Origin of the sequence: Neptunicella plasticusilytica, assembly GCF_047922965.1 — a bacterium.
Classification (GTDB): Bacteria; Pseudomonadota; Gammaproteobacteria; order Enterobacterales; family Alteromonadaceae; genus Neptunicella; species Neptunicella plasticusilytica.
Genome location: NZ_CP150481.1, coordinates 3,952,322 through 3,978,921, shown reverse-complemented (window position 1 = coordinate 3,978,921; position 26,600 = coordinate 3,952,322). Strand labels below are relative to the sequence as shown.

General features: G+C 47.6%; 22 protein-coding genes. 5 read left to right on the top strand and 17 right to left on the bottom strand.

The features are described 5' to 3' along the window. Window positions 1-115 precede the first annotated feature (115 nt). The gene (mrcB, locus tag V1467_RS17880) at window positions 116-2,464 is read left to right on the top strand and encodes a penicillin-binding protein 1B (RefSeq protein ID WP_416306338.1); all 2,349 of its coding nucleotides are present in this window, start codon (window positions 116-118) and stop codon (window positions 2,462-2,464) included. Window positions 2,465-2,503: 39 nt separating this feature from the next. After that, a complete protein-coding gene (locus tag V1467_RS17875) occupies window positions 2,504-2,794 on the top strand; it encodes a DUF1244 domain-containing protein (protein ID WP_416306337.1) in 291 nt (96 codons plus the stop codon). Between the two features lie 36 nt (window positions 2,795-2,830). On the opposite strand, the gene V1467_RS17870 is transcribed toward V1467_RS17875, so the two are convergent. The 7 genes from V1467_RS17870 to V1467_RS17840 form a co-directional block, all read right to left on the bottom strand. Then, on the bottom strand, window positions 2,831-3,769 hold the full coding sequence (locus V1467_RS17870; RefSeq protein ID WP_416306336.1) for a phospholipase A: 939 nt from the start codon (window positions 3,767-3,769) through the stop codon (window positions 2,831-2,833). A 51-nt stretch (window positions 3,770-3,820) separates the two neighbouring features. Further along, on the bottom strand, window positions 3,821-4,930 hold the full coding sequence (locus tag V1467_RS17865; RefSeq protein ID WP_416306335.1) for an adenylate/guanylate cyclase domain-containing protein: 1,110 nt from the start codon (window positions 4,928-4,930) through the stop codon (window positions 3,821-3,823). A gap of 87 nt (window positions 4,931-5,017) precedes the next feature. Then, on the bottom strand, window positions 5,018-6,298 hold the full coding sequence (gene hemL, locus V1467_RS17860; protein WP_416306334.1) for a glutamate-1-semialdehyde 2,1-aminomutase: 1,281 nt from the start codon (window positions 6,296-6,298) through the stop codon (window positions 5,018-5,020). Further along, window positions 6,299-7,330, bottom strand: a complete 1,032-nt coding sequence (locus V1467_RS17855) for an aspartate carbamoyltransferase (protein WP_416306333.1) — start codon at window positions 7,328-7,330, stop codon at window positions 6,299-6,301. It lies immediately after the preceding gene. 109 nt (window positions 7,331-7,439) lie between these two features. Continuing rightward, window positions 7,440-8,807: an MATE family efflux transporter gene (locus V1467_RS17850; protein ID WP_416306332.1), complete on the bottom strand. Its 1,368-nt coding sequence runs from the start codon at window positions 8,805-8,807 to the stop codon at window positions 7,440-7,442. Window positions 8,808-8,865: 58 nt separating this feature from the next. Continuing rightward, a complete protein-coding gene (locus V1467_RS17845) occupies window positions 8,866-9,288 on the bottom strand; it encodes a CopD family protein (protein ID WP_416306331.1) in 423 nt (140 codons plus the stop codon). Then, window positions 9,288-10,970 (bottom strand): chloride channel protein, encoded by a 1,683-nt coding sequence (locus V1467_RS17840; protein ID WP_416308722.1) that lies wholly within the window; start codon window positions 10,968-10,970, stop codon window positions 9,288-9,290. Before V1467_RS17840 ends, V1467_RS17845 begins: the two co-directional genes overlap by 1 nt. A gap of 118 nt (window positions 10,971-11,088) precedes the next feature. Between V1467_RS17840 and V1467_RS17835 the strand changes: the two genes are divergently transcribed. Together V1467_RS17835 and erpA are read left to right on the top strand one after the other, a co-directional pair. Next, window positions 11,089-11,805 (top strand): DUF6776 family protein, encoded by a 717-nt coding sequence (locus tag V1467_RS17835; protein ID WP_416306330.1) that lies wholly within the window; start codon window positions 11,089-11,091, stop codon window positions 11,803-11,805. 97 nt (window positions 11,806-11,902) lie between these two features. Continuing rightward, entirely contained in the window at window positions 11,903-12,247 is a 345-nt protein-coding gene (gene erpA / locus V1467_RS17830) for an iron-sulfur cluster insertion protein ErpA (RefSeq protein WP_416306329.1), read from the top strand. Window positions 12,248-12,283: 36 nt separating this feature from the next. Here erpA and V1467_RS17825 read toward each other — a convergent pair whose 3' ends face one another. Next, window positions 12,284-13,102, bottom strand: a complete 819-nt coding sequence (locus V1467_RS17825) for a hypothetical protein (protein WP_416306328.1) — start codon at window positions 13,100-13,102, stop codon at window positions 12,284-12,286. A 159-nt stretch (window positions 13,103-13,261) separates the two neighbouring features. Here V1467_RS17825 and V1467_RS17820 point away from each other — a divergent pair, with 159 nt between their 5' ends. Next, window positions 13,262-13,837 carry a glutathione S-transferase family protein gene (locus V1467_RS17820; RefSeq protein WP_416306327.1) on the top strand — a complete coding sequence of 192 codons (576 nt, stop codon included), beginning with the start codon at window positions 13,262-13,264 and terminating at the stop codon, window positions 13,835-13,837. Window positions 13,838-13,949: 112 nt separating this feature from the next. On the opposite strand, the gene V1467_RS17815 is transcribed toward V1467_RS17820, so the two are convergent. The 9 genes from V1467_RS17815 to V1467_RS17775 form a co-directional block, all read right to left on the bottom strand. Beyond that, window positions 13,950-15,263: a histidine-type phosphatase gene (locus V1467_RS17815; RefSeq protein WP_416306326.1), complete on the bottom strand. Its 1,314-nt coding sequence runs from the start codon at window positions 15,261-15,263 to the stop codon at window positions 13,950-13,952. A gap of 20 nt (window positions 15,264-15,283) precedes the next feature. Beyond that, a complete protein-coding gene (locus tag V1467_RS17810; RefSeq protein ID WP_416306325.1) occupies window positions 15,284-16,786 on the bottom strand; it encodes a CoA-acylating methylmalonate-semialdehyde dehydrogenase in 1,503 nt (500 codons plus the stop codon). A 237-nt stretch (window positions 16,787-17,023) separates the two neighbouring features. After that, window positions 17,024-18,385 carry a phytase gene (locus V1467_RS17805; protein ID WP_416306324.1) on the bottom strand — a complete coding sequence of 454 codons (1,362 nt, stop codon included), beginning with the start codon at window positions 18,383-18,385 and terminating at the stop codon, window positions 17,024-17,026. Between the two features lie 126 nt (window positions 18,386-18,511). Next, the gene (gene iolE / locus V1467_RS17800; RefSeq protein ID WP_416306323.1) at window positions 18,512-19,408 is read right to left on the bottom strand and encodes a myo-inosose-2 dehydratase; all 897 of its coding nucleotides are present in this window, start codon (window positions 19,406-19,408) and stop codon (window positions 18,512-18,514) included. A gap of 52 nt (window positions 19,409-19,460) precedes the next feature. Further along, entirely contained in the window at window positions 19,461-21,308 is a 1,848-nt protein-coding gene (iolD, locus tag V1467_RS17795; RefSeq protein ID WP_416306322.1) for a 3D-(3,5/4)-trihydroxycyclohexane-1,2-dione acylhydrolase (decyclizing), read from the bottom strand. A gap of 10 nt (window positions 21,309-21,318) precedes the next feature. Then, the gene (locus V1467_RS17790) at window positions 21,319-23,232 is read right to left on the bottom strand and encodes a bifunctional 5-dehydro-2-deoxygluconokinase/5-dehydro-2-deoxyphosphogluconate aldolase (RefSeq protein WP_416306321.1); all 1,914 of its coding nucleotides are present in this window, start codon (window positions 23,230-23,232) and stop codon (window positions 21,319-21,321) included. Between the two features lie 58 nt (window positions 23,233-23,290). Further along, window positions 23,291-24,412 carry a Gfo/Idh/MocA family protein gene (locus tag V1467_RS17785; protein WP_416306320.1) on the bottom strand — a complete coding sequence of 374 codons (1,122 nt, stop codon included), beginning with the start codon at window positions 24,410-24,412 and terminating at the stop codon, window positions 23,291-23,293. Next, window positions 24,409-25,287 (bottom strand): ATP-binding cassette domain-containing protein, encoded by an 879-nt coding sequence (locus tag V1467_RS17780; protein WP_416306319.1) that lies wholly within the window; start codon window positions 25,285-25,287, stop codon window positions 24,409-24,411. Before V1467_RS17780 ends, V1467_RS17785 begins: the two co-directional genes overlap by 4 nt. Window positions 25,288-25,302: 15 nt before the next feature. Then, complete coding sequence (locus tag V1467_RS17775) at window positions 25,303-26,424, bottom strand: ABC transporter permease (protein WP_416306318.1); 1,122 nt, start codon at window positions 26,422-26,424, stop codon at window positions 25,303-25,305. Between the last annotated feature and the right edge of the window lie 176 nt (window positions 26,425-26,600).

Genomic DNA, 26,600 nt, shown 5'->3' with positions numbered 1-26,600 from the left:
GATTGCTATGTTGAGGCTGTAATTCATTGTCAGAAACGTTACAATTCGGGCATAGCCTTTTGTGCATATACGATCTACATCGTTAGATTTAATTTCCTAACCTAAAGACTTTTCTGTGGCCCCCAAAAAAACTAAACGTAGCAACAAGAAACCAGAAAAACCGGTTAAACAGTCGTTTCTAAAACGAGTGTGGAGATGGTTGATACACCACTGGTGGCAGTTGTCCCTGGTATTTGTTGCGTTGGTGGGCGGTTATAGTCTGTATCTTGATGCACAAATCCAGTCACGTTTTAGCGGCAATAAATGGGAAGTCCCGGCACAGATTTTTGCCCGACCACTGGTTTTGCATACCGAGCTGGAACTCAGTCAGGCTGAGTTGGTGGATGAGCTGAATTTGTTGGCGTATCGGCCGGTAAAACAACTCCGGCAAAGCGGCGATTATATCCAGCAAGGGCAAAGTATCAGCTTTGTACGTCGTGAATTTGAATTCCCCGATGGTAGCGAGCCTGAGCGCTTTATTCAGGTCGTGTTTGGCGGCGGCAAGATTCAACGTATTACCGATATGCAATCCGGGGTTAATATCGAACAAATCAGGCTGGAACCCTGGCTGGTTACCCGGCTTATCAGTGCCGACCATGAAGATCGCATGCTGGTTAATCTTGATGATGTTCCCAAGTCGCTGGTGCAGGCTCTATTGCTGGTGGAAGATCGGGATTTTTATTCTCATCACGGGATTATGCCTTCTTCTATTTTACGGGCGTTGATCACTAACATTAAGGCCGGACGCAATGTGCAGGGCGGCAGTACGCTGACCCAACAGCTGGTGAAAAACTTCTTTCTGACTCGTGAAAAATCCCTATTACGCAAGATCAATGAAGCCTGGATGTCGTTGCTAATTGAGCTTCGTTACAGCAAGAATGTCATCCTGCAAGCCTATTTGAATGAGGTGTTCCTCGGCCAAAACGGGGCTACCGGTGTGCACGGTTTCGGTTTGGCCAGTCATTTCTATTTTGATCGGCCGTTAACGGAACTGAATGTAGCGGAAATTGCCACCTTGGTTGGTATGGTCAAAGGCCCGTCATTTTACAATCCTCGCCGTCATCCTGAACGGGTGCTTGAGCGTCGCGATATGATTTTAAGGATGATGTTTGAAGCACAATTGTTGACAAAAAGTGCCTATCAACAGCAGGTTGTCAAACCGATGAGATTAGCCAGTGACACTCGTCTGGCACAAGGTAAACATCCGGCTTTTATGGATGAAGTGACGCGTGAATTACGTGCTGTGTTACCCGATCCGGAATTGTTTCAATCCGGCCTTAAGGTCTTTACCGCTATGGATCCGTTAGCCCAACGGCGCGCGGAAATGTCCCTGAGCAGCGGACTGCCGATTCTGGAACAGCATAAAGGCATCACCGAATTACAAGGCGCAATGCTGGTCACTGACATCAAAAGTGGTGAGTTAAGGGCTATTGTGGGAAGCCGCGATACCCGTTTTAGCGGTTTTAACCGGGCTCTGGATGCCAAGCGTTCGGTGGGCTCGGTGATCAAACCGGCGGTGTATCTGACCGCGCTGGAACAGGATGAACAGTATAATCTGGCGACAGTACTGCCGGATAAACCACTCAAAATGCGCAGTACTCACGGACAAATGTGGCAGCCTCTGAATGCCGACAAAAAATTTCGCGGTGAAGTCAATCTGATCACCGCATTATCCCATTCACTCAACATTCCGACAGTTAATCTGGGCATGCAGGTAGGGCTGGATCAGGTGGCGGAAACCTTGCACCGTTTAGGTATTCAAGATGCGATAGCCGAATATCCGGCGATGACCTTAGGCGCGGTGAATTTCAGTCCGTTACAAGTTAACCAGATGTACCAGACTATTGCTAATGAAGGGCGCTATATTCCCCTGCATGCGCTGGTAACTGTTATGTCGACAGATAATCGCCTGATCTGGCAACATCCGTCTTACGCCGAAACGCGTCTGGATCCCAAAGCGACTTATCTGGTTAATTATGCATTGCATAAAGTGGCTCGGGAGGGAACGGCAAAAAGATTAAAACGTGAATTCCCGGGTATTAATATGGCGGGTAAAACCGGTACCACGGATGATTACCGGGACAGCTGGTTTAGCGGTTTTGATCGTAATATGGTGACCACAGTGTGGGTCGGCAAAGACGACAATCAAACTACCTATTTAACCGGCGCTAGCGGCGCATTGGACTTGTATGTCCGTTACCAGCATAGCCAGCATCCTAAATCGCTGATTAGACCTATGCCAGACGGCGTCAATATCGTCCATTTTGATCAGCATAGCGGTCACCTGCTGGCCAATGCCTGTGCAGGCAGTATCAATTTACCAGCGATTCTGGATGGGCTTGAAGCACCACAACAAGGCTGTGCTGCCAACACGCCGGTGGTGAAAGAAAAGAAAAGTTTTTGGCAACGTTTGTTTGGTGGGTAATCCCAAACGTATATGTGCAAATAATTTAAGGACATTGCAATGGATAAACAAACTGAAATTCAGGCAGCAGTATTCCGCCGTTTACTGGCACATCTGGATAGTCGCAAGGATGTGCAGAATATTGATTTAATGATATTGGCCGGATTTTGTCGCAACTGTTTTTCCAAATGGACAGTAGCAGAAGCCGAAAAGCTCGGCGTTGAAGTTGATCTGGAAACGGCACGTGAACAAATTTATGGCATGCCCTACAGCGAATGGCAGGAAAAATATCAACTGCCAGCCACCGATGAGCAGATGGCAAAATTTAATGCGTTGAATAAAAACAAGTAAACTGGCTAATAGCAGTAATCAAGTGCTATTCGGGTTTTAGAAAAACGCCAGTTGCACTCCCAATCCAATGCGTTGCTGGTAATTGTTGTAATCAATTAATGAATCACCGTAGCCATTAAAGTATTGCAGGATCAGGTCGTAGCGATCGCTGATTGCGTAGGTAAGATTGAGCTCTATACTGCCTTTGTTGTGGCTGGTTTTAAGGTTATTACGCAGCTTTGCCAACATCTGGAAGTTGCCAAGCTCGGTGCCGTAGGTTAATTCGAAATGCCCTAAATAATCGGTAATATCCGGATTATCGTCACCGGTGGGTTGCAGTGGGTCAAGCTTGTTGTCTTCGGGAATGCGATACCAGAGTTTTAGTGCATAGAAGTTGTCTGCGTCACTCATCAGCAAGGACGCGTATAATCGGTTCCAGCTACGCGAGCGTAACTCACTCTGTCCGTTGGATTGATGATTAAAACCTAACTGAAAGGCATTAAAGCGATAACCCAACAGCTTGTATGAAGTATTCCAGTTGTAGAAAATTTCGGGTTCGTAATTGGTTTCCCGAAAAGGTTTGGATACTTCACTGCTGTAAACTTGCCAAAAAGACACGGCAGTGAAACCAAAAAATAACGCGCTGTCTCCGCTGTCGGTGCGATATAACGGCATTTTCACACTGATTTGATATTTGGCTTCTACATTGTCAATACTGTCCTGATTCGATTCACTACTGCCAATCTGATTGGGATTGTCGATGTAACTGAAGGCCAGTACATAGTTACGGCGATATTGAGTAATACCAAAAGGGTCGGCCAGCAGACTCTGTTCTGATTTGAATCTTTGGTCAATCAGCGAAGGCGGTAAAGCGGGTTCTGAGCTGTCATCTTCAACTTGTTGTGGCGCGTTTTGCTGTTCGGCCTGTTGATCTGCGCTATAGGCTGGATTGATAACCGTTAATGTCAATAATAACAAACCCAGTCTGGATGACATTTATAGCTCCTGTGATATTTGGCCTGGCAACAAGGTTACAATAATGATGGATCAGATGTTCAGTGCGCCGTCCCAGTCGGCGGGCATCTGGTTACTACGCATGCGGTAACAGTGTTCTAGATGGTAACTGACCAGCTTGTCTTCTGGTTGAATTTGCAAAGCCTGTTGAAAGCAATTGATCGCCTGGTCCCAATTTTGTTGAATACGCAAGGCTAATCCCTGTTCAACCAGTTTGGCAGTAGAGAGTTTGCGTTTTTTTTCTTCTTCTGGCAGGTGTTCGAGGATCTCGTATACCTCGATGGGTTGTTGTTTGCCTTTAACCCTCACCCAGTCGAGTACCCGATGCGGATAGGTTTCACGCATACCGGATATATCCAGTGTTTGGGCGGTCACAATAATGTCGGCATTAAATTTGGGCGCCAGCGATTCAAGCCGAAAAGCGGTATTGACACTATCACCAATTACCGTGCTATCCATCCGATCTTCAGAGCCGACAGTACCCATTATCACCGGGCCAAAATGAATACCGATGCCGTTATTAACCGGCGGATAGTTACAATTGGCGCGATGCTCGTTATATAAATCCAGCGCAGTACGCATATCCGATGCAGCCTTGAGCGCGTCGCGGGCTTTATCGGCGTTGTTGCCTTCGGGATGATCAAAAATAGCCATGATCGCATCGCCAATAAATTTGTCGATAAAACCGCCATTTTCATGAATTGGAGCATTCATACGCAGAAAATAGGAGTTGAGGAAATTCATCAGTTCCTGTGGTGACATTTTCTCGGATAAGCTGGTAAAACCGCGAATATCACAAAACAGGATCGCCACTTCATCCTCATCGGCTTTACCCAGCTCAATTGATTCCAGCCCGTCTTTGGCCAAATGCTCAAAAAACTGGTTGGGGACAAATTTTCTGAATGTTTCGCTGATATGTTTGGCTTCGGCTAATTGGTTATGCAGTTGCAGCACTAGTTGCTGTTGCGCGAACTCGGAGGTGTCGTCCTCGGTCAGGCTTAGGTGAGTTTGTTTGCGCAACACCCTGTATAACTTGGCCAGATTACGCAACCGTTGCGTCATCCATAGCATAATAATGCCGAAAACGATCACGACGAAAAGCAGAGAAGCCGTTAATGTGGGTGAAGCTATTGATTCAATCAATGAATTTTTCTACATACAGAGTTAATACGCAGCCACTAAGATGGCAGAAACTGCCGCTTCTGCCAAGCCAAACCGTATCAAACCAAGCTAAAGCTGGCTGAATACCTTATCGGCAATATCCAGCGTTTGGCGGATGATATCATCGTCATGGCAGGCAGATACGAAGCCGGCTTCATAAGAAGCGGGCGCCAGATATACACCATTTTCCAGCATGGCGTGATAAAAGCGGTTAAACACATCCGCGTTGCAGTTAATTGCTTGCTGATAGTTCACCACTTTGTTTACATCGGTAAAGAAAAGGCCAAACATACTGCCCGCATGGTTAGTGGTCATCGCGATGCCGTATTTATCCGCCAGAGCTTGCATGCCTTTAACCAGTTTTTCGGTAGCCTGAGTAAGCTGCGTATATAAATCCGGCTGCTGAATGGCTTCTAATGCAGCCAAGCCGGCCGCCATTGCGACAGGGTTACCGGATAAGGTGCCGGCCTGATAAACCGGGCCCAGCGGCGCAATCTGCTGCATTATCGCGCGTTTACCGCCAAAAGCACCTACAGGCATACCGCCACCAATCACTTTACCCAAGCAGGTCAGATCCGGTACGATCTGATAATATGCTTGGGCGCCGCCCAAGGCGACCCGAAAGCCGGTCATTACTTCGTCAAAAATCAGCACACTGTCATATTCATTACAGATGTCGCGCAAGCCTTGCAGAAAACCGTCAACAGGCGGAATACAATTCATGTTGCCTGCCACCGGCTCAACAATAATACAGGCGATCTGTTCACCTATTTCGGCAAAGGCCTGGCGTACTGAATCGACATTATTGTATTCAAGAGTAATGGTATGCTGGGCAAAATCTGCCGGAATACCCGGTGAACTGGGTACGCCCAAAGTTAACGCGCCAGAACCGGCTTTGACTAACAAGGCGTCGGCATGGCCATGGTAACAACCTTCAAACTTAACAATTTTGTCCCGACCCGTATAACCTCGCGCCAGACGAATTGCGCTCATGGTCGCTTCGGTGCCGGAATTAACCATACGCACCATATCCATAGACGGGACCAACTTACACACCTGTTCGGCCATACGTATTTCGGCCTCGGTGGGCGCGCCAAAACTTAAGCCTTTTTGTGCCGCGTCAATCACCGCCTGACGTACTTGAGGGTGATTATGACCCAGTACCATCGGGCCCCAGGATTGCACATAGTCGATATATTGTTTGCCATCGGCATCATAAATATAAGGGCCATCGGCACGTTCGATAAAAGGCGGCGTGCCACCCACAGCTTTGAATGCTCTGACCGGAGAATTGACTCCGCCAGGAATTTGCTGCTGCGCTTGCTGGAAAAGTTGCTGGGATTTATTCATTTAATTCTCGTTGTTTGTCGCTTCAGACTTGGTGCTAAACCACTGCACATCACAATCGTAGTTACTGATAATATTCTCGACACCCAGTGTCAGGGCAAACAGGGCCATCCTGACCAGCACACCATTGTCGGCCTGGCGGAAAATAGCCAAGTTGGGATTGAGGTTCAAATCATTGTCCAACTCATTGGCATCGGCGCGTGAATCGCGAGGTAACGGATGCATTATCACCGTTTTGGACTGGAAGTGTTTGGTGTAAATATCCTGATTCAGGCGGAATTTTCCCCGGTATAAGTTGGCTTCCTGTTGGGATTCAAAGCGTTCTTCCTGAATGCGGGTCTGATAACAGATATCGGCATCCATATTGCCTTCCAGCTGGTCGGTCACTTTAAAACGGTGTCCGGCGTTTTGAATCACGTCCAGAACGCTATCCGGCATTGCCAGTTCTTTGGGGGAAATCAGGGTAAAACGGATATCACGGTACAGGCTTAACAGTTTGGATAGCGAATGCACGGTGCGACCATGTTTAAGATCACCAATCATGGCGATATGCATGCCGTCGATTCCGTGTCCGTGGAACTTTAGTTCCTTCGCAATGGTATATAAATCGAGCAATGCCTGGGTAGGATGCTCATTGGCACCGTCACCGCCGTTGATTACCGGAACGCGACTGCCTTCGGCAAATTCTGCCACCGAGCCACTGTCGGGGTGACGCATGGCGACTACATCAGAATAACTACTGAGCACTCTTGCAGTATCATATAGAGACTCCCCTTTGGACAAGGCAGAAGTCGCCATGCCGGCGGTTTCACGCACTTCACCGCCTAACAGGTTAAAGGCGGTACCGAAACTGACCCGGGTACGGGTACTCGCTTCAAAAAACAGGTTGCCCAGAATCGCGCCATCCAGCACTTTGGTGCGTTTTTTGCGGTGGGCATAGGGCGCCATTTGGTCGGCAACACTGAAAATTTGTCGAATACTGTCGAGGTCAAACTGATTGACCGACAAGATATGCTTACCGCGAAAATTACTCATGATCACAACGTGTTAGGAGGGTTAGAACTGGCGTAATTCTAACACGAAGCTGGCGCATTTTCTGCCTTGAGATGATAAAAAATAGTGGCTGGCAAACACCACCGCAAGGTTAAGTTTCGACCACAACTTTTTGCTGCTCACGGGCGTGGACATGGGTGTGATGCCAACGATCTTTGTTCCAGCGAAACCAGTAAAATACTGCCCGACTGCCTTCATCCAAAATGGCCGATGCCAAAATGCCGTAAACTCCCCAGTTGAAGACAAAGGCCATAATGTAAGCCGAAGGTAAAGCGATACACCAGGTAAATATTGGACCCACAATAGAAATAAACCAAGCGTCTCCGGTGGAGCGCAAGGCTCTGGCTAGCATTATATTGGCAGTGCGTGGCGGTTCGGATAATGCCGCTAGCAGAAATAACCAGAATGAGCTACCTAGTAGTATTGCATCATCAGTAAACAAATTCATAATAGGATGGTTTAATAGCAGTAGCGCAAACGCCACAATCCCCGTCCCCCAAAGCGCCGCTTTGAGACTTTGCCTGACTTGCAGTTTGGCCTCATTATAATCTCCGGCACCGACTTTCTGGGTGAGCAGTACTTCGGTTGCTGTGGTCAGCGCCACACTGATAATTAAACCCAACATAAAGGTGTTAAAGGTATAGATTTTAGCGGCCAGCGCGACGGCACCCAAACTGGCGGCCAGACTGTTTAATACAATCATATTGATATCAAAAGACAGCGGCTCAATCATGCTCGGGACACCCAACCTGATAATGTGTCTGGAAGCGGGACGAAACTCAGCCACAAAGAATCGCCACTTCAACTCCAGCTTAAGACGCATAAAAACGGCTATACCGCTGACCAGAACACCCAGTAGTGAACCGAACACGCTGGCCCAGGCGACACCGACTAGTCCCATTTTAGGGAATCCAAACCAGCCAAATACGACGATGGCATTACCCAATACATTGGCAATGAAATACACCACGTTGGCGTACATATTCCAGTGTGGTTTGCCATAAATGTTCAGGATAGACTGGAACAACGCCTTAAAGGCCAGCACTAATAATAGCCAGCAGACAATGCTCAGATAAATATTGGCATCAATTTGAACTTGACCAGGTAATCCCATTGCTTCGGTAAGATATGGGGTTGCCACATAAAGCGCCGCAGTTAAAATCGCCGCTAGAATGATGACCCAGACTGCGTAAGTTGCAATTGTCGCATTGGCGCGAGTTTGGTTGCCTGCTCCGAGACGTTGACTGGCGATGCTGGCACCGGAGAATACAGCGACCCACATTATATTGGCGCAAAAGAATAGAACCGGTGTCATTGCGCCTGCTGCGGCTGCAGAGGTATCACTCACCCGACTTAGAAAAAAAGTATCAAAAACGGGAACGCTAAATTGTAGACATTGCTCAACTAGCAACGGGCGGCTCATGCCCCATAAGCCTTTTTGTTGGGCAGCTGTACTCATATCAGGTCCGAGGTATAAAAAACGACGTTGTAACAGATAATGGTTGCAGAAAAAGTACTTAAATAAATTTCACTACGGCTAAAGCGATTATCGCAAATAATACCAGTACGGGTAATTCATTAATGATGCGAAAAAACTTGACAGAGTGATTACTGGTACCATGCTTGACTTGCTGCAACAATTTATACAGATAAAAATGATACAAGTACAAGGGCACAACCAGTGCCAATTTAATATGCAGCCAATGACTGGCCGCAAACCAGTCCATGCCATAAACCGCAATCAGCGCAACGCCAAATATCAGGGTCAGTAGCGCAAAAGGCGTGACAAACCAGTACAGACGGTGAGCCATCACCGCCAGCTGTTTTTTTACCGCAATATTTTCACTTTCGGCGTGATAGACAAACAGTCTGGGTAAATAAAAAATGCCAGCAAACCAGGCAATGACAAAAAACAGATGTAACGCTTTTAGCCATAGCATTAATAGTATTCCTTATGCAGGTAACTGCGTAAATTATGCCAACTGATGACACCAATAATATCATCCGGCACGTCGTTATAGATATAGACAGCGCCGTGTCGGCTGGCTTGCAGAATCTCGTACACTTCCGCTAGCGTTGCCTGTGCCGGTACACCTTCCATATTGGTAAATTTCAATGGCGTGGATTGATGAGGATTGAGGCTAGTGTCCCATTCGACCAGTGAATATTGCATACCAATCTCGAAATCTTCACCCTTGACTACCAATTGGGTCGGGGACTGCTCCAGACAATCACGGATCGCTTTATCCGGAGAGCCTTTAAATAAACGATAGTCGGCATCCATCACCGATAATACACCGGTGGTTTGCAGCGCGATTTGCACGGAAGAGGATTTGTAACTCAGTTTTTGGTACTGCAATTGCTGAATAAATATTGAACTGTTACCGAATAACTGGGTAGAGGTAACATAGGCCGACACAATTACCAGCATAGCAGGCAGAATGACGTCGGGATTGGATGACAGTTCCATCACAGCAGATAACGCAGCCAAAGGGGCATGCAGTACTGCGGTCATCATGCCTGCCATCCCCAACAGCGCGAAGCTGCTGGTATAGGTACCCACATCGTCCAGTAAAAAGCCCATAGGTAACAGTGCGATGGTGCCGGTTAATACGCCGATACCAAAGATCGGACCGATAATACCGCCGGGCACACCCAGACCGATAGCGACAATGGTCAGAAAAAACTTACCCAGCAAAATGGCGATCAATAGTTGTATGTTATCCGGCGAGGCAATAACCACGTCGATAGCGCTGAGTCCCGCTCCCATGGCCTCGGGGAGAACGTAACCGACTCCACCAGTTATGGCTCCGGCTAACAGCAGACGTGAGGCCATACCCAAAGGTCTGAATCCTTGAATGACTCGCATCAGTTGTTTATTAAATAAACTGGCCATGGCACCCAGAAAGATACCCAGTAATACCAGATACAAATACATCCAGTAATCCAGTGTGACAAAACGCAGGAACGCCATTTCATGATCTTCACCAAACACCAGACGGGTAAGAATGGAACCGCAAGCTGCCGCCAACATGACGGGTACAAAAATATGTACCTTGTACTCGCGCAATACCACTTCCATCACAAAGATTACTGCCGCAAAGGGCGTATTGAACGAAGCAGAAATACCCGCCGCAACACCACAACCGGCCAGAATTCGAATACTGTTATAGGGTAATTTCAGCCATTCTCCCAAAAAACTGCTGCCAGCCGCACCAAGATGCACTGCCGGACCCTCTCGGCCGACAGAAAAACCACTGGCCAGTGCAATCATTCCGCCGAAAAACTGGTTAATAGTGGAGCGCAGCGGAATATGACCATAGCGCTGCTTCAAACGGTGGATCACATAGGGAATGCCCATACGGTAATGCTTAAAGCGGGTGATATAGGCAAACACTATAATTAAAATTGTGCCGCAAACCGGAAGAATAAAACGAATCGAGGGATCAAGCGTGGTAAAATAATCCACCTGTTGCAGATAAATCTTCTGAATGGCTTCAATTGCCAGTCGAAATAAAATAATCACAAATGCCGCGCTACAGCCGCCCACTATTCCTAACAGGCAACGCTGGATAGAAGTGCGGGGATGAGCAAGCTCATAGTGATAAGGTTTAAGCAACATAATAAACAAGGCAACGAGTTTGCCGTTAAGTTTAACACAAGTTATTGTAATTAAAGCTAATTAACCTGATCGCAAGTTAAGGTTTTGATGAAGTTCCGAAACGAGAGTCAAAAATAGAGTGAAAGAAATAGCGATAAAACAGCGTATCGGTGCATTCAAGTTTTATGCAATATGCCTTCTGGTTATCTGTCTGGTGGCTTATCTGGGGTATTGCGCCGGACAGGCGATGGCCGAATATCAGCGCCAGCAAATAGCCGGTATGCAGGCCAGCATAGACAAGTTTAACGATGAAAATAATAAACTGATTAAACAGTTGAATATACTGGGAGTGGAACTGGAAATTGAGAAACGGGCCAATCTCAAAGCACAACAAGATCTGCAACAGGCCTTTAGTGATAATCAGCAAATCCGTAATCAGCTATCCTTTTACCAAAAAGTGATGGCGCCCGAGCTGAGCGACAACGGTTTTGTTATCGACAGTATTAATTTTCAAAGCACTAATGTAGAACAACATTTCCGTTATTCACTGGTGTTGTTGCAGCAACAAAAGCGCAAAAATTTTGTCAAAGGCGATATCCGGATTACCTTGCAGGGCAGTTCAGCTGGTCAGATGAAGGAAGTGGATATGTTGGCGCAGCTCGATCCGCCGAAAACGTCGCTGACGTTCCATTTTCGATATTTTGAAACCCTTAACGGTGAAGTGGATTTACCGGCGGGTTTTATGCCGGAGAAAATAGTCATTCATGCCAAACTGAGCAGTCAGGGCAGTAACAACGCTGAGCACGAACGTCGTTTTGACTGGCTGGAAGTGCTGGATCAGGCACGGGAAGAATAGACCCGGAGTCAATTCTTGACCAAATCAGTCAGGTATTAGATAATTGTCAGCCCTTTGGCAGCTGATTTGCTGAAGGTCTATTTTGCAAGAGGTTAGCATGTCCGTACAAACCGCAGTTCCCATCGAGTTTTCCAATTCAGCCGCCAAGAAAGTGCAGGCGCTGATTGCCGAAGAAGAAAATCCGCAATTAAAATTACGGGTATTTGTAACCGGTGGCGGGTGTTCTGGTTTCCAGTATGGTTTCACCTTTGATGAAAAGGTCAATGATGGCGACACCACTATTGATAAAGAAGGTGTCACACTGGTGATCGACCCCATGAGCCTGCAATATCTGGTTGGGGGAGAAGTGGACTACGTAGAAGGTCTGGAAGGTTCGCGATTTTTGGTCAATAACCCTAATGCCACCACCACTTGTGGATGCGGTTCAAGTTTTAGCATCTAAACTCCATAGGTGGGTGTTTCTAACTGCCAATCTGCGTTATTTGTTGGCTGAGTGTTCGACAAGATTAGTGAGTTTTTCGCCATATTGGCGGTAGTCGGTTAGCTGATATTTTTTATGCAGGGACTGGATAAAGTCTTGGTTCTGTTTCAGAAATACATTGAACTGGGCAATAATGTCGGCGTGTTTAATGGTTGACAAATGATAGTCATATAACTGATGTCGATAGTTAGTATTGATGACTAGTTCGCCTCCTCTGCCCAAACGTTGCAGATGATATTCCACCACCGCCGGGTCAAGGGTCAGCCCGTCAATTTGCTCTCTGAGTGCTTGCTGGATCAACACCATGGTCGACGAATTCTCGTAGATAGTAACCTTGCCAGCATTGAGCTCGTCTATCCATAAGGTCGGATAAAATCCCAATAGTGTGCCTATGACTTTCATCTCGCTGACCTTCCTGTCCAAATGCTTGGGTAGCACCAGAGTACCGCCTACCAGCCTGAGGGTGGAATCACTGAAGACCAGATTTTCGGGGTTGGTTTTATTACCCAGCCATCTTTCATTATCCGGGTATTTAAAATCGATATCTTCATCCACCAGCCATTTGTGGAAGCGCTTTATCGGCAAAGGCAGGTAGCGAAAGGTATACCCTTTGTTGCGAGCAAACTGATCCAGCAGCTCGGTAGTAAAGGTCGCTTCCTCCTGATGAAAATCAAACAAAGGATAATAGGGTACGTCCTCGACACCGATAACAAACTCTTGTGAGCGCAACGGAAAGCAGACAATCAGCGTGATGAAGGCTATCAAAAGTGACAGACGGTTGTTCGATAAAAGCATGTACTGGATGTAATAATTCAAAAGCGACTCATATACTGACGAATGTGGCGTGTTGCAGTGCAATTTTAACACAGAGTCGGTTTTTGATGCTTGTATAATTGGGCTAATGGCTTAAACCTTTTTATTCTGCGACAATGTTTAACCATTAACTTTTTGACTATTAATTCCGGGGCACAGCATATGTTAAAGCTTTATGGTTCAACAACATCGCCTTTTGTTAGACGGTTAAGGATGTGGCTAGCCAACGTTGAGCACCAATATATCAACCTGCAAATTTTTGAGGGAGAGGATCGGGCGTTACTTGCGGCTCGTAACCCAACCATGAAAATTCCCATGCTTGAAGACGATGGCGAACTTATTTATGACTCGCGGGTGATTTTTCGTTATCTGAACGAGAAGTACAACAATAAAGCATTGAGCTGGGAAGAAGAGAATATTCTGACCTTGATTGATTCAGCCAATGATTCGTTTGTGCAATTATTGTTGCTGCAACGATCTGACATTGATACGCATGCGGATAAATTGTATTTCAGGCTGCAACATGAGCGGATTAATATTACCTTGGCCCATTTAAATTCACTCGCTGAACAACAGCACTTTTCAGGCTGGGGGTATCCGGAAATCTGTCTTTTCAGTCTTATCGATTGGGTGGAGTTTCGTCAGTTACACAAGCTTGAGGGGTTGAATGCGTTACTGGCATTCCAGTCTCAGCATAAAGACAGAATTGAAGTCACCGCCACTGACCCGCGGAATTAAATAACTTGAACTCTGGATAAATAAGATATTATCAGGTAGCAGTGTCCGGCAGTGCTTGCGCCGGACTCTCAAGTTCATTCTTGTCTCATCGTTGGTGAGTTTAAAGTATCGCTTATTGCGGGTAGATGTAATTGATCAGCGCTGTCCTATCGATGATGCTGTCCATTTTATTTGCAAAGCTACTCAGCGGGCACAGCGTACCGACTTCGGTCTTCTCGCAATCACCCAAAGCAAATTCGGCTTGTAGCGGTGGATTGTTCGCATTTAATGGCGTCAAGCTGCGGATCTGATCCATACTTTGTGCTGTGAAGAATGTACGTATAAAACGTTTGCCGGTTTTACGATCCAGGAAGCGTTGCCAAGTTAATGTTCCTGTAGGTGGTATATTGCCTTTACGGTATTCCCCAAGTTCCCAGGTGAAACCGAGCATCGTGCGCAGGTAAGATATATTGGTATCGTGTGCAACGATAATGAATAACGATGCTTCAGGTGGATTTCCCAATGGATCATTTTTCTCTAGCTTAGTACCTTGCAGTAATGCCAGGTTGATCTGGTTCATCAGTTGCGAACCACCACGCTTGGCAATATGCGGTGTGTCGTTGATGTAGTCATATTTGGCCTGGTGTAAACGACCAAGAGCTGCAATTTCTTTAGCCGTGCGCGCCTGTCCGAAAGCCACCTCACTCAAAGGCAGTCCTTCGCTGTATTGTAAACGAAAGCTTTCACCAATGGATGCTGCGTCAGCTAATCCTTCGATACGAAAGCGTCCTTTTTGGTACTTGAGTTCCCAGTCTGTTTCGTAGAATGGACAGGACTTTCCCTTAACACAAGCGGCTTCTTTTAATTTATCCAGATCGGGTTGCAGTAGTGCCTTAGCTTGTTTGAGATCACCGCCGAGAGCGGCCAGTATTTCGGCCTTGGCAATCTCCGTATCGATTGGAGCGATACCCATTTTGTCGGTTTGGAATAGCGCGTCCTGCTGGCCCGGCACACTGACCGCCTGTTCGCCACAGCCGGGGAACATGCCATCCAGGATCGCCGCTACAGTGGCCCGGGTTCGCTGTCTAGGGCTGGATATAGCGTAAATTTTGTCGGCTGCCGGACAACCCTCAGGCAATAAGCCGAGACTACGATAATAATCAGCCTGATACTCAGCTAATAGGCTAGAGGCAATGTAACCGTGACCTGTCAGCTCGCCTTGCGCCACAGTCCATCTGGCCCACTCACGATTTGTGGCATTTTTCATCTTTTCCATGTCAGTTGGTGGGCGGACACCGTGACGACTGATCTGTACTGACTTTTCCAGCAGGTAACGCGAATTATCAGATGTTGAATTATTCTCGGCATGCACCATCATCGAAACAGATAATATGCCAAGCGTCGCTGCGCCCAATAAGGGGACGGTTTTTCCCAAAAAGCTTTTCATTACAACGATCTCCCTCAGGTTTATTTCATGGTCGGCATTGAAAACGAGTGGTTGGTGATGTCGTTCTTCGGCCATCTGGCCGTGACGGTCTTCATCCGGGTGAAGAAGCGAACTCCGTCATTTCCATGCATATTCAGTGGCCCGAAAATAGAGCGTTTCCAGCCACCGAAACTGTGGAAAGCCATGGGGACCGGAATTGGAATATTGATCCCCACCATACCGACCTGGATTTGTTCACTGAACTGACGGGCACTTTCGCCGTTGGCGGTAAAAATAGATGTACCATTGCCAAATTCATGCGCATTAATTAAATCAACCGCTTCCTGGAAACTGTTCACTCGTACTACACTCAATACCGGTCCAAAGATTTCTTCGTTATAGATACGCATGCCCGGTTTGACATTATCAAACAGCGTGGGACCAACAAAATAGCCCTGCTCATGACCTGCTACTTTGAAATCACGTCCGTCAACCAACAAATCAGCCCCGTCCTTTACACCTGAATCAATATAGTGCTTCACTTTTTCTGCATGTACCTTACTGATCAGCGGCCCCATATGAGGTTCTTGTTTCAGGCCTGTGCCTGGCCCCACCAACATGGTTGAAATTTCCTGTTTAATTTGGCTGATAAGTTGATCGGCTGCCTCATCGCCAACACAAACCGCCACGGAGATTGCCATACATCTTTCTCCGGCCGAGCCATATGCGGCACCCATCAATGCCGATACCACCTGATCTGTATCTGCATCCGGCATCACTAACATATGGTTTTTGGCCCCTCCCAGGGCCTGCACGCGTTTACCGTGCATGCTGCCGGTAGTATAGATATATTCGGCAATAGGAGTCGAACCGACGAAACTGACCGCTTGTACCCTGTCGTCTGTTAGCAGTACATCGACAGCCTGTTTGTCCCCGTTGACGATATTAAAAACACCGTCAGGTAAACCCGCAGCGGTTAGTAACTCAGCGACTTTCATTATCACGCTCGGATCTTTTTCCGACGGTTTCATCACAAAAGTATTACCGCAGGCCAATGCAATAGGGAACATCCACATGGGAACCATAACTGGAAAATTAAATGGAGAAATGCCGGCGCAAACGCCCAGCGGTTGCATTAATGAATAGGAATCCACATGAGTGCCAACATTGAGTGAGTATTCACCTTTAAGTAAATGGGGAATGCCACAGGCAAATTCGACAACTTCCAGGCCACGGGTCAGTTCTCCTTTTGCATCCGACAACACTTTACCGTGCTCAAGCGAAATGGCTTCAGCCAGTTCATCAAAATGCTGTTCCAGTAATGTTTTGAAACGGAACAATATTCTTGCCCGTCGCACCGGGGTCACTTTGCTCCATTGAGCAAAGGCTTTGTCGGCTATAGCGATGGCTTCACGAGTTTCATCCGCGCTGGAGAGAGAAACTTGCAGCGTCTGTTGTCCGGTCGCCGGGTTGTATACAGGGCTAAAACGTCCACTGTTGCTGGGAGTTTGTGCACCGTTAATAAAATTTCCTAAGGTATTCATGGATGACCTCTGTCACTTGTTTAATGGTAATGATGCAGTACGGCAAAATGGTTAGAAATGCCCAACTTTGCCAAATGGAATATATTTTCTATATTGTATATTTATGGAATAAATAAATCAAATAAAATGAAGTTATTCAAAGATAAGCTGCGCCATTTCAGATAAAAAAATGCCTTCAGTCACCGACTGAAGGCATTTTCAATATACTCAAGATGGAAATGAAACATCCTGTCGCTGTTATTTACGGGTCATATCTTCAGTGTTAACCGGCAGCTTAAGCTTTTTGGCAATATCTCCCCATGCGACATACTTGAAATTAGTACTTTCACGCTGTCCAAATTCTTGACCCTTGGCTGGCATATTCTGTCCGTCTTGCATGACCAGCAATCCCTGACTGAATTTGCCGCCCAGATTGACGTTGACAACCATCATGCCGTCGGTTTCATTGACTGCATCCACCTCGCCATCGGCGACAGTAAAGCTGTCGATGAAACGGTTATCCCCTTCTCTTTGATAAACCGCGACAGTATTGTTGCCTTGACTGGATGCCAACAAGTAGCCTTTACCATTTCCCCCGTCGTACAGGGTTAATCCTTCAGCATCAGCCTGCAAGCTGTCGCTGCCATAACCTGGATCCTGACTGAAATCCAGTTTGCAGCTGTATTCCTCTTCCGCCGCGTTCCAGGTGCGACTGTACGGAACACCGTATTTTTTGACTTTGGCGAACAGGCTCCACTGGGTCAGATCATTGGGTTTGGCCAGACTCGTCCGCCATATTCCCACGTCCTCTTGCGCCAGATATAAAGCATCATTTGCCGGGTCGGCCACCATTCCCTCGAAGTGAGGGAGTTCGCCGTCGTCGTCACTGCAAGGCGTCCAAAAAGTACCATCGGGTAACGAGAAAGTGCTTGGAAAGTTTAGACGAGTCATGTTCCGGTAATTGATTTTGCCCTGGTCATCTTCAAACAGTTCCAGCTGGGCAATCTCGGTTGTACCGTTTTGACTAACAAAAGCCATATTTTTGTCGGTTTGCACGGTTGCCAGGCCGTATGCGGTCAGACCCTGGTTTATTTCAGCCTGATTATGGGAAAATATCAGGGGGGCGTCAGCCGAGGTGACATCTTCAAGAGTGATTTTACCTTGCTTGTCTGTATTGATGGCATAAATAGCCAGTTTGTCCAAACCACGATCGGAGGCAACGGCAATATCTACATGGCGATTACCCAGTTTGACGTTGTATATGAGATCAACATTGTTCAGACGACCACCTTTATTGCCACATTTTGTCTGTTTGTCTTCACATGGTGGTGGCGTGGCTGCAGCAATGTATTGCAACAATTGTCCTTCAAGGTCATATACGTCCAGCCCACCCTGTTTTAGTGCCGTGATAACGACACTGCGGCTCTTGTCACCAGGATGGATCCAGATAGCCGGATCATCCACATCAGTGAAGTGATCCTGGCGATCGTCAAAATGAGGCCGAGTTTCCAGCGTGGCGTTGACTGCTTTGACCGGTTTGCTGGTCTGTGCCATCAAGCCAGTGTGAATGCCTAGTGCTAATAAAGTAACGGGTAAAGCCAGTTGATTAAATTTTTTCATAATTGTGTTCTCCTGTTTAATTTGTGTGTCCAGAATATCGAATGTTGGATAAAGGCAGGCTTTTCAATACATTAAACTAAGTTAATGTTTCATCATGTCCTGTCCTCACCGGCACTGAATCTGTCGTTACACCAATTCAAGGCCCGCTTGTGTTACGAGACGTTGGAGGTTTTTGAATCCTAATTTGGCATAGGTTAAGGGATGGGCGACTGCTGGATCCTGTTCTGCTTCGACCACTATCCAGCCAGCGTAATTCTGTTGTCTCAATCGCTCAAAAATAGGTAAGTAATCCACGTCACCGTCCCCGGGCACGGTGAACACGCCATTCAGCACTGCATCGAGAAAACTCAGGTCACGATTTTTTGCATCTTTTAATATATGGCTGCGGATATCTTTAGCATGAACATGAATAATACGACCAGCATAACGATGTGCGACGGCGAGAGGATCACCTCCGGCGTAAGTTAAATGTCCGGTATCCAGCAGTAAACCTAGAGAAGGCCCGCTATATTGCATCAACCAGTCTATTTCTTGCTCAGTTTCGACGACCGTACCCATATGGTGATGGTAGGCTAACTGCACCCCCTGACTGAGACAATAATCTGCTACTTGTGTTAGTTTCTGACCAAAGCCCTGCCAGGCGGTTTGTTCCAGAGTGGGGCGTTTGGATACTGGAATCTTTTGTTCTCCGTGCACGCAACCGGTGATTTCACAATAAACCATCACCGTCGCCCCCCCTTTCTTCAGTAGTTGCAGATGTTCTTCAATCGCAGCAATTTCGTCTTCAACACTGCGCGACAACAGTTGTCCGCTGAACCAGCCTGATACCAGTGCCAGATTATGCTTGGTTAACACCGCGTTGAGTGCATCACTTTGGCGGGGAAATTTGTTACCCAGTTCAAATCCGGCATAGCCGGCTTGCCGTCCTTCGCTCAAACATTGTTCCAGCGGTGTATTGGCACCTAATGAAGGAAGATCATCGTTGGTCCAGGTGAGGGGATTGATTCCAATTCTTACGGTCATATTCGTTTATCCAAAAAGGCATGCCGATAGCGCAGGTCTATCGGCAATGTGACTAATAAGGTTGCTTACGTTTGTTGTTCTGATAGCGCTGGTGAGCTTGTTCAACTTTACTGCTGTCTGATACTTGTGGTACGGCCACATCCCACCATGATTCACCATTGCCGGTGGTGATATAGGGATCGGTATCGATCGCAATCAAGTAACTGGTTGATGCCGCTCTCGCTCTTGTTAGGGCTTGTTCCAGCTCGACAATGCTTTTGACCGATTCAGCCTGTGCTCCCATTGCGCTGGCATGTCCGGCAAAATTTATCTTGGGAGCGCCGTCGTCGACGCTATAACAATTTTCCAGCAGGTTGTTGAAAGGCTCGTTGCCGGTCGCCATTTGCAGGCGGTTGATGCAGCCATAGCCGCGATTATCCAGCAAGATGACTATGATCTTGTAACCCATCATAACCGAGGTGGCCAACTCAGAATTCATCATCATGTAGGAACCGTCGCCAACGACCACAATCACTTCTCGTTCCGGACTGGCCATTTTTACCCCCAAACCGCCAGCGATTTCATAGCCCATACAGGAGAAGCCATATTCAACGTGATAACTGCCGCTATCCTCGCTACGCCAGAGTTTATGTAATTCTCCCGGCAATCCTCCGGCGGCGCAGACAATCACATCATCCGCAGCTGCCTGGCGTTTTATTGCCCCCAGAACTTGTGCGTCGCTGGGTAAGCCGGAGGTGTTGGCTTTGGTGACTTGCTGGTAGGTATCCTGCCATTGCAGTTTTAACTGTTTGGCCCGATCTGACCAGCGGGCGTCAGCACGCCAGCCATCCAGCGCGGTAGCAAGACTGTCAATAGCGGTTTTGGCATCCGCCTGCAAAGGAACCGCATTCTGCTTGATGGCGTCAAAGTGACCGACATTTATCTGCACCAGTGTTGTGTTTTGCTGACTAAACAGCGTGCGGGATTCGGTGGTGAAATCTTGTAACCGACTGCCGATCGCAATGATGATATCGGCTTCACGTGCCAGAGTGTTGGCAGCTAACGTACCGGTGACACCAATCCCCCCCATCGACATGGGATGCTGCCAGTTAAGACTGCCTTTGCCAGCCTGCGTTTCGGCGACCGGAATATGATAGTGATGAGCAAAGTTAGCCAATGCGTCAGTTGCCAGTGAATATTTTGTACCACCTCCGGCAATAATTAACGGTTTGGATGCTTGCTTGATAAGTTCAATAACTTGTTCCAGTTCCTGTTGTTCTGCACCGGGGCGTCGGATACGGTGAATTTTTTTGTCGAACAGGCTGAATGGAAAATCAAATGCCTCGGATTGTACGTCCTGGGGAATGGCCAGGGTTACAGGCCCGCAATCCACCGGATCAAGCAGTGTCCGCATCGCCATTGGCAGGCTGTTAATTAACTGTTCAGGCCGGGAAATGCGATCGAAAAAGCGACTGACCGGTTTAAAGCAGTCATTGACCGAGATAGTGGGATCACCAAAACATTCTATTTGTTGTAATACCGGATCGGGGGTGCGGTTAGCAAAAATATCGCCCGGTACCAACAATACCGGCAGACGATTGGCATGAGCCAGTCCGGCAGCTGTCACCATATTTATCGCGCCGGGACCTATTGAGGTCGTGCACATCATCATTTGCTGCCGCTGACGTTGTTTTGCGAAGGCAATTGCGGCGTGAGCCATGCCTTGTTCATTGTGAGCACGATAGGTGGGGAACGTCTGTCGCTGCTGATACAGCGCTTCGCCTAGCCCCGACACATTGCCGTGACCAAAGATGGCAAAACAACCGGCAAAAATAGGAGCAATACCATTGTCTGTTTGCAGGTATTGCTGCTGTAAATAACGGACAAGCGCCTGGGCTGTGGTTAAACGTATGCTGGTCATGATATTTCCTTTACGCTTTTCGATTGTGCCAGGCGTTAACCAGGCGCATATAGTTATTTTTGATCTGCTCTACAAAGGTTAGATCGTCAATGTCATTTTTGAGCCAGGCTCGACTCGGGTTACTGAAAATGGTTCTACCCACTGCAAAACCTTTGCAAATAGGGAAGTTGGCGGTGTCTTTAAAGCCTTTCTCCATTTCTTCAAAAGGGGCATCCAAACCTAACAGTATTACGCCACGGCAATGGGGAGCCCGTTGCTCGATCAAATCGGTGATACGCTGCCAGGCGCTTACACTGGGGGCCTGCAGTTTCCACCAGTCGGGACGAATCCCTAAATTGTAGAGCCGTTCCATAACGAGCGTGACGGTGTCATCATGACTTTGCATATCGGCGGGCGGGATAATTTCGAGCAATAATTCGTGTCCGCTACTACAACAGGATTGATAGAGTTCCTGAATCTTGCGTTCTTGCGCTAGGCGCAATCCGCTATCGTCGTCAGGATGGAAGTACACCAGACATTTGACCACATGTTCAGTTGGCCATTTGGTTAACATCGATCCTATCGATGCCTGCCCCTCAAGTTCTATCGGTCGTGATGCCGGAAGTTCAACCGGTCTGCCTACCCACCAGTGTTGGCCGGTTATCTGGTTTAATGCATCCTGCCCGTAGGTATCGTCGATGAGTACCCCGGCCTGATAATTGAAGCCAGGTGCTTGAGAGGCCTCGGTAATCGCATCGACCAGCAGTTTTTTTAGTGTCTTGATCCGCTCAGGATCGGCATGTACCTCGCGTGCCATCTCGTAGAATTGCTTGCGATGGTCAAAAGCCAGAATACAGAGTTCGTTCCAGCTTTTCGGGTATCTTGTGGTGACCCGGTGCAAGTAGTTGATCTCTGTATCAAGGTCGGGCCTTGGGACACTCTGCCTCCGGGCCAAATAATTGTCCAGTTCCTGTTCGGAGGGGATAGCCGGTGCGCATCCGTGTCGTGATACGACAAGAGCACCGCAGGCGTTGGCGTAGTCACAGCATTTTTCGTAACTTTCGTCTCTGAGCCAGCCGCGCAGGAAACCACTCATAAATGCATCACCGGCGCCCAGTACATTTAATACATCAATCCTGACTCCGTAACGAGTGAAGCCTTCATCCAGCGTGTCAGGAATCTCACTATCAAATACACTGCATCCCAGTGCGCCGCGTTTGACCACAATAGTGGCATGACTGATATCGCGAATGGTTTTAAGGCAGGCAATGGTATCGGTGCTTCCCCCGGCGATATGGATTTCTTCTTCGGTACCGACAATCAGATCACACAGCGGTAAAATTGACAATAGATGACGAGTAACATTGTCATCTGAAACAAAGCGGTTTTCACCTTCATCTATACCGGTTAGTCCCCATAATACCGGACGATAATCAATATCCAGTATTACCTTGGTACCTGCCTGTCTGGCATAGTCTATTGCCTTGAGACTGGTGGCATTAACCTGTTGTGTGGAAAAGTGCGTGCCGGTAATCAGGAGTGAACGGCTTGAGGCGATATAGTCATAATCGAAATCGCTACTGTCGACTGCCATATCAGCGCAGTCATTTCGATAGAAAAGTAACGGAAAACTGTCATTATTTTTAATCGACAGCAACACCAGGCCGGTCAATCTGGCAGGATCCGTTTTAACGTGACTGACATCACAGCCCACCCGTTGCAGTTCTTCCCGAACAAATCTGCCCATGTGTTCGTCGCCTACCCGGGTGAGCATCGATGATTTTAATCCCAGACGTGCAGTACCGAAGGCGATATTGCAAGATGAGCCTCCCAGTGACTTGGTGAATGAAGAAATGTCTTCCAGACGACTACCAATTTGATCGCCATATAAGTCGACTGTCGCGCGGCCAAGGCATATCACGTCAAATTTATGTTTTTTAACCATTCTAATGCTACTCCAATAAGATATTCAGCGATGATCTGTTGTGCTGAATTTACCTTCCTCAAATATTGACCCACTGGCCTGTCTGATGTGACTGCTCGATGGCATCGATCACTAAATTAACCTGATATCCTGCGCGGAAATCCGGCCATATTGGTCGATTAGCAGCAATACCTTCTACTAGATCGCGAACTTCGACTATTTTCTGATCGTTGTAACCGAGTCCATGTCCGGCAGAGATGCAAAAATGCCTGTAATCCGGGTGTTCTGGTCCTATTAGCAGGGTTTTGAATCCTTCTCTACCTGGTGCATCACCAGCAGTAAACAGCTGTATCTCGGCTAAACGCTCCTGATCGAAGACAAGCGTGCCTAACGTGCCAGTGACTTCATAGGTCAGACCCATCTTGCGTCCCCAGGCGATACGACTGGTTTCGATAGTCCCTATCGCGCCATTGTTAAAGCGCAGCATGGCATGGGCTTGATCCTCGTTTTCTACGGCTTCAAACTGACCAGGTTGGCCGGCCACGGGGCGGCGGTTAATGACGGTTTGCAGGTCACCATTAACCGCAGCAATATCCCCAACCAGATATTGCGCCATATTGATAATATGGGAGCCCATATCACCCAGTGTCCCTGAGCCCGAATGCGCCCTTTTTAGCCGCCAACTCATAGGGATAACCGGATTAGCCAGATAGTCTTCATTGTGGGTACCGCGAAAATGCACCACTTCACCTATTTCGCCGTTACAGATAATTTGCTTGGCTAATTGGCTGGCGGGATTTTTGGCATAATTGAAACCAACCAGCGTTTTTATTCCAGCCTGCTCCGCAGCCAAGGTCATTTCCAGTGCGTCCCTGGCATTTAACGCGAGTGGTTTTTCGGAATACACATGTTTGCCTGCCGCAATGGCAGCCAGCGCCATTTCTTTATGCAAATAATTGGGCGAGCAGATATCCACAACATCAATATCCGGATCTTCGACTAATTTTCGCCAGTCACCGGTTGAGCGGTTGAAACCCAATTCACGCGCTTTTTGCTCTGCCAGTTGTTCATTTACCTCGGCCAGCATTTCACAGCTGACACGGGCGCTTAACGGAAAAACAGAACCAACGGAATGTAACGCAATGGCATGGGCTTTACCCATATAACCAGTACCAATTAACCCAACTCGAATAGTGTTCATGTTGTTTCCCGATAATTTACTAATGGAGTGATATCATCTGCCGGTGCCTGATATGGCTGTGATGAGGCTATCGCATTTTTCTGTTCCGTTGTGTAACGCTCAAATTCGGCCAATTCCAGTTCAAGTTCTGCCAGTTGTTGTCCTCCGGACATCATTTCCAGCACTTGCTCGCGGGATATGGCCTGTTTATCAAAGCTACCCATAGTGCGACCGCGATTAAGCACGGTAAATTGATCGGCAACCGGATAGGCGTGGTGGATGTTGTGGGTAATAAAAATGACTGCTAATCCACGGCTTTTTGCCCTGGCGACAACCTTTAACACTTTGGCAGATTGTTTGACGCCCAAGGCCGCAGTAGGCTCGTCCAAAATTAATACCTTGGCACCAAAATGAATTGCTCTGGCAATGGCCAGACACTGTTTTTCACCGCCGGACAAGGTGCCAACCATTTGCCGGGGATCTCTGATCTTGATTCCCATCTCAGCCAGGCCGGTAATGGCAATCTGATCGGCTGATTGGCTGTCAAAATAGTGCAACGGTCCCCAGCTTTTGGTTATTTCACGGCCAAGACAAAAGTTTCGGCTAATGCTCATCAACGGAACCAGAGCCAAGTCCTGGTAAACCGTAGCAATACCCAGATCCAGCGCCTGTTTGGGTGAGTCCAGTGTGATAGGGCGTTGTTCAAAATAGAGTTGTCCACTGCTGGGACGGTGTACCCCGGCCAGTGTCTTGATAAGTGTGGATTTGCCCGCACCATTGTCACCCAACAAACAGTGGATCTGCCCAGGCTTTATCTGAATATTGATGTCTTGTAACGCGATCACGGAACCAAAGTAGCGACTGACATTTTTGAGTTCGATAATGTTGTCTGGCATAGCTTGGTGTCCGTCCTAACGTATAATTCGGCGGCGGATAAAGTTGTTGAATAGCACTGCTATTAGCAACATCAAGCCGACAAAGACCCGGAACCAGTCTGAGCTGATACCGGAAAAGAACAGGCCTATCTGCACGACACCAAAAATTAGTGCACCAAATAATGCACCAATCACGGAGCCATATCCCCCGGTGAGTAATGTGCCACCAATGACTACGGCAATAATGGCTTCAAATTCTTTTAGCACTCCGCGATCGGCGGCGGCAGAACCAAATTCGACGACCTGACAGGTGGCATACACCGTGGCACAGAAAGCCGTCAGTACAAATAGCAGAATTTTTACTTTGGCGGTGGGTACGCCCATATTCTGCGCTGCTTGCTGATCGCCGCCGGTGGCAAAAATCCAGTTGCCAAAACGGGTATAATGCAGCACTGCGCTGCCCAGCATGACCAGCAGGATGCTCCAGCCGACAATCATCGGAATACCAGTGACAATCGGCTCTCCTTCGGCGTAGCTGTCAATGACGCCAATATTGGCTAACCAGACAAATAGCGACTGGCCAAACTCGCCACCGAACAGGGGCGCTAGCCAATCATTCTCGGCTACCTTGTTGACTCCGCTGACAATGGTTTTATCGGTAAACAGAATCGACAACGCGATGGTCAGGCCACGCAAAATAAACAGAAATGCCAGCGACACAATAAAAGAGGGTAAACCGGTTCGGATCACGATATAACCGATGAGTGCGCCCAGTGACATCGCTGTTGCAAAAGCCAGCATGATACTGGCCCAGAGTGGCCAGCCCCAGTAGAGTGCGGGAATAGCGATAACCATACCGGCAAAGCCAATCATCGAGCCTATTGAAAGGTCAAATTCACCTGCAATCATCAGCAGGCAGGCACCTATGGCCAATACAGCCAGTTGGGCCGAAACAGTTGTCCAGTTAAGAACCCCGTCAGCAGCGAACATACCTGAATCACCGGCAATGGTGGCAAAGAAACCAAACACCAACAGCACCGCTGCCATCGCTCCAAAGTCGGGACGGCTAAGCAGCTTCTGCACAACGGATAGCGCTCTGACTCGTTCGTCAACAGAAGAAGACAAGACGTTATGTTGGCGATTGTCAATGATGGGCATGTCTCCCTCCGTTGCAGTGATTAATTGATGGAGCTAATTTAGAATGAAAATTCCAAAAAATCAATATATGAAATAAATAATTTAATTAAATGTTAATTTTATAACCGTATTTTTGCTCTTTAGATTTAGATTAATGCTTAATTTTCAATTGATTAGATGAATATTTTGGATGGAAT

Coding starts and splice junctions, on each gene's coding strand:
- V1467_RS17875 (WP_416306337.1), top strand. CDS start 2,504: ATGGATAAACAAACTGAAATTCAGGCAGCAGTATTCCGCCGTTTACTG.
- V1467_RS17870 (WP_416306336.1), bottom strand. CDS start 3,769: ATGTCATCCAGACTGGGTTTGTTATTATTGACATTAACGGTTATCAAT.
- hemL (WP_416306334.1), bottom strand. CDS start 6,298: ATGAATAAATCCCAGCAACTTTTCCAGCAAGCGCAGCAGCAAATTCCT.
- V1467_RS17855 (WP_416306333.1), bottom strand. CDS start 7,330: ATGAGTAATTTTCGCGGTAAGCATATCTTGTCGGTCAATCAGTTTGAC.
- V1467_RS17850 (WP_416306332.1), bottom strand. CDS start 8,807: ATGAGTACAGCTGCCCAACAAAAAGGCTTATGGGGCATGAGCCGCCCG.
- V1467_RS17845 (WP_416306331.1), bottom strand. CDS start 9,288: ATGCTATGGCTAAAAGCGTTACATCTGTTTTTTGTCATTGCCTGGTTT.
- V1467_RS17840 (WP_416308722.1), bottom strand. CDS start 10,970: ATGTTGCTTAAACCTTATCACTATGAGCTTGCTCATCCCCGCACTTCT.
- erpA (WP_416306329.1), top strand. CDS start 11,903: ATGTCCGTACAAACCGCAGTTCCCATCGAGTTTTCCAATTCAGCCGCC.
- V1467_RS17820 (WP_416306327.1), top strand. CDS start 13,262: ATGTTAAAGCTTTATGGTTCAACAACATCGCCTTTTGTTAGACGGTTA.
- V1467_RS17815 (WP_416306326.1), bottom strand. CDS start 15,263: ATGAAAAGCTTTTTGGGAAAAACCGTCCCCTTATTGGGCGCAGCGACG.
- V1467_RS17810 (WP_416306325.1), bottom strand. CDS start 16,786: ATGAATACCTTAGGAAATTTTATTAACGGTGCACAAACTCCCAGCAAC.
- V1467_RS17805 (WP_416306324.1), bottom strand. CDS start 18,385: ATGAAAAAATTTAATCAACTGGCTTTACCCGTTACTTTATTAGCACTA.
- iolE (WP_416306323.1), bottom strand. CDS start 19,408: ATGACCGTAAGAATTGGAATCAATCCCCTCACCTGGACCAACGATGAT.
- iolD (WP_416306322.1), bottom strand. CDS start 21,308: ATGACCAGCATACGTTTAACCACAGCCCAGGCGCTTGTCCGTTATTTA.
- V1467_RS17790 (WP_416306321.1), bottom strand. CDS start 23,232: ATGGTTAAAAAACATAAATTTGACGTGATATGCCTTGGCCGCGCGACA.
- V1467_RS17785 (WP_416306320.1), bottom strand. CDS start 24,412: ATGAACACTATTCGAGTTGGGTTAATTGGTACTGGTTATATGGGTAAA.
- V1467_RS17780 (WP_416306319.1), bottom strand. CDS start 25,287: ATGCCAGACAACATTATCGAACTCAAAAATGTCAGTCGCTACTTTGGT.
- V1467_RS17775 (WP_416306318.1), bottom strand. CDS start 26,424: ATGCCCATCATTGACAATCGCCAACATAACGTCTTGTCTTCTTCTGTT.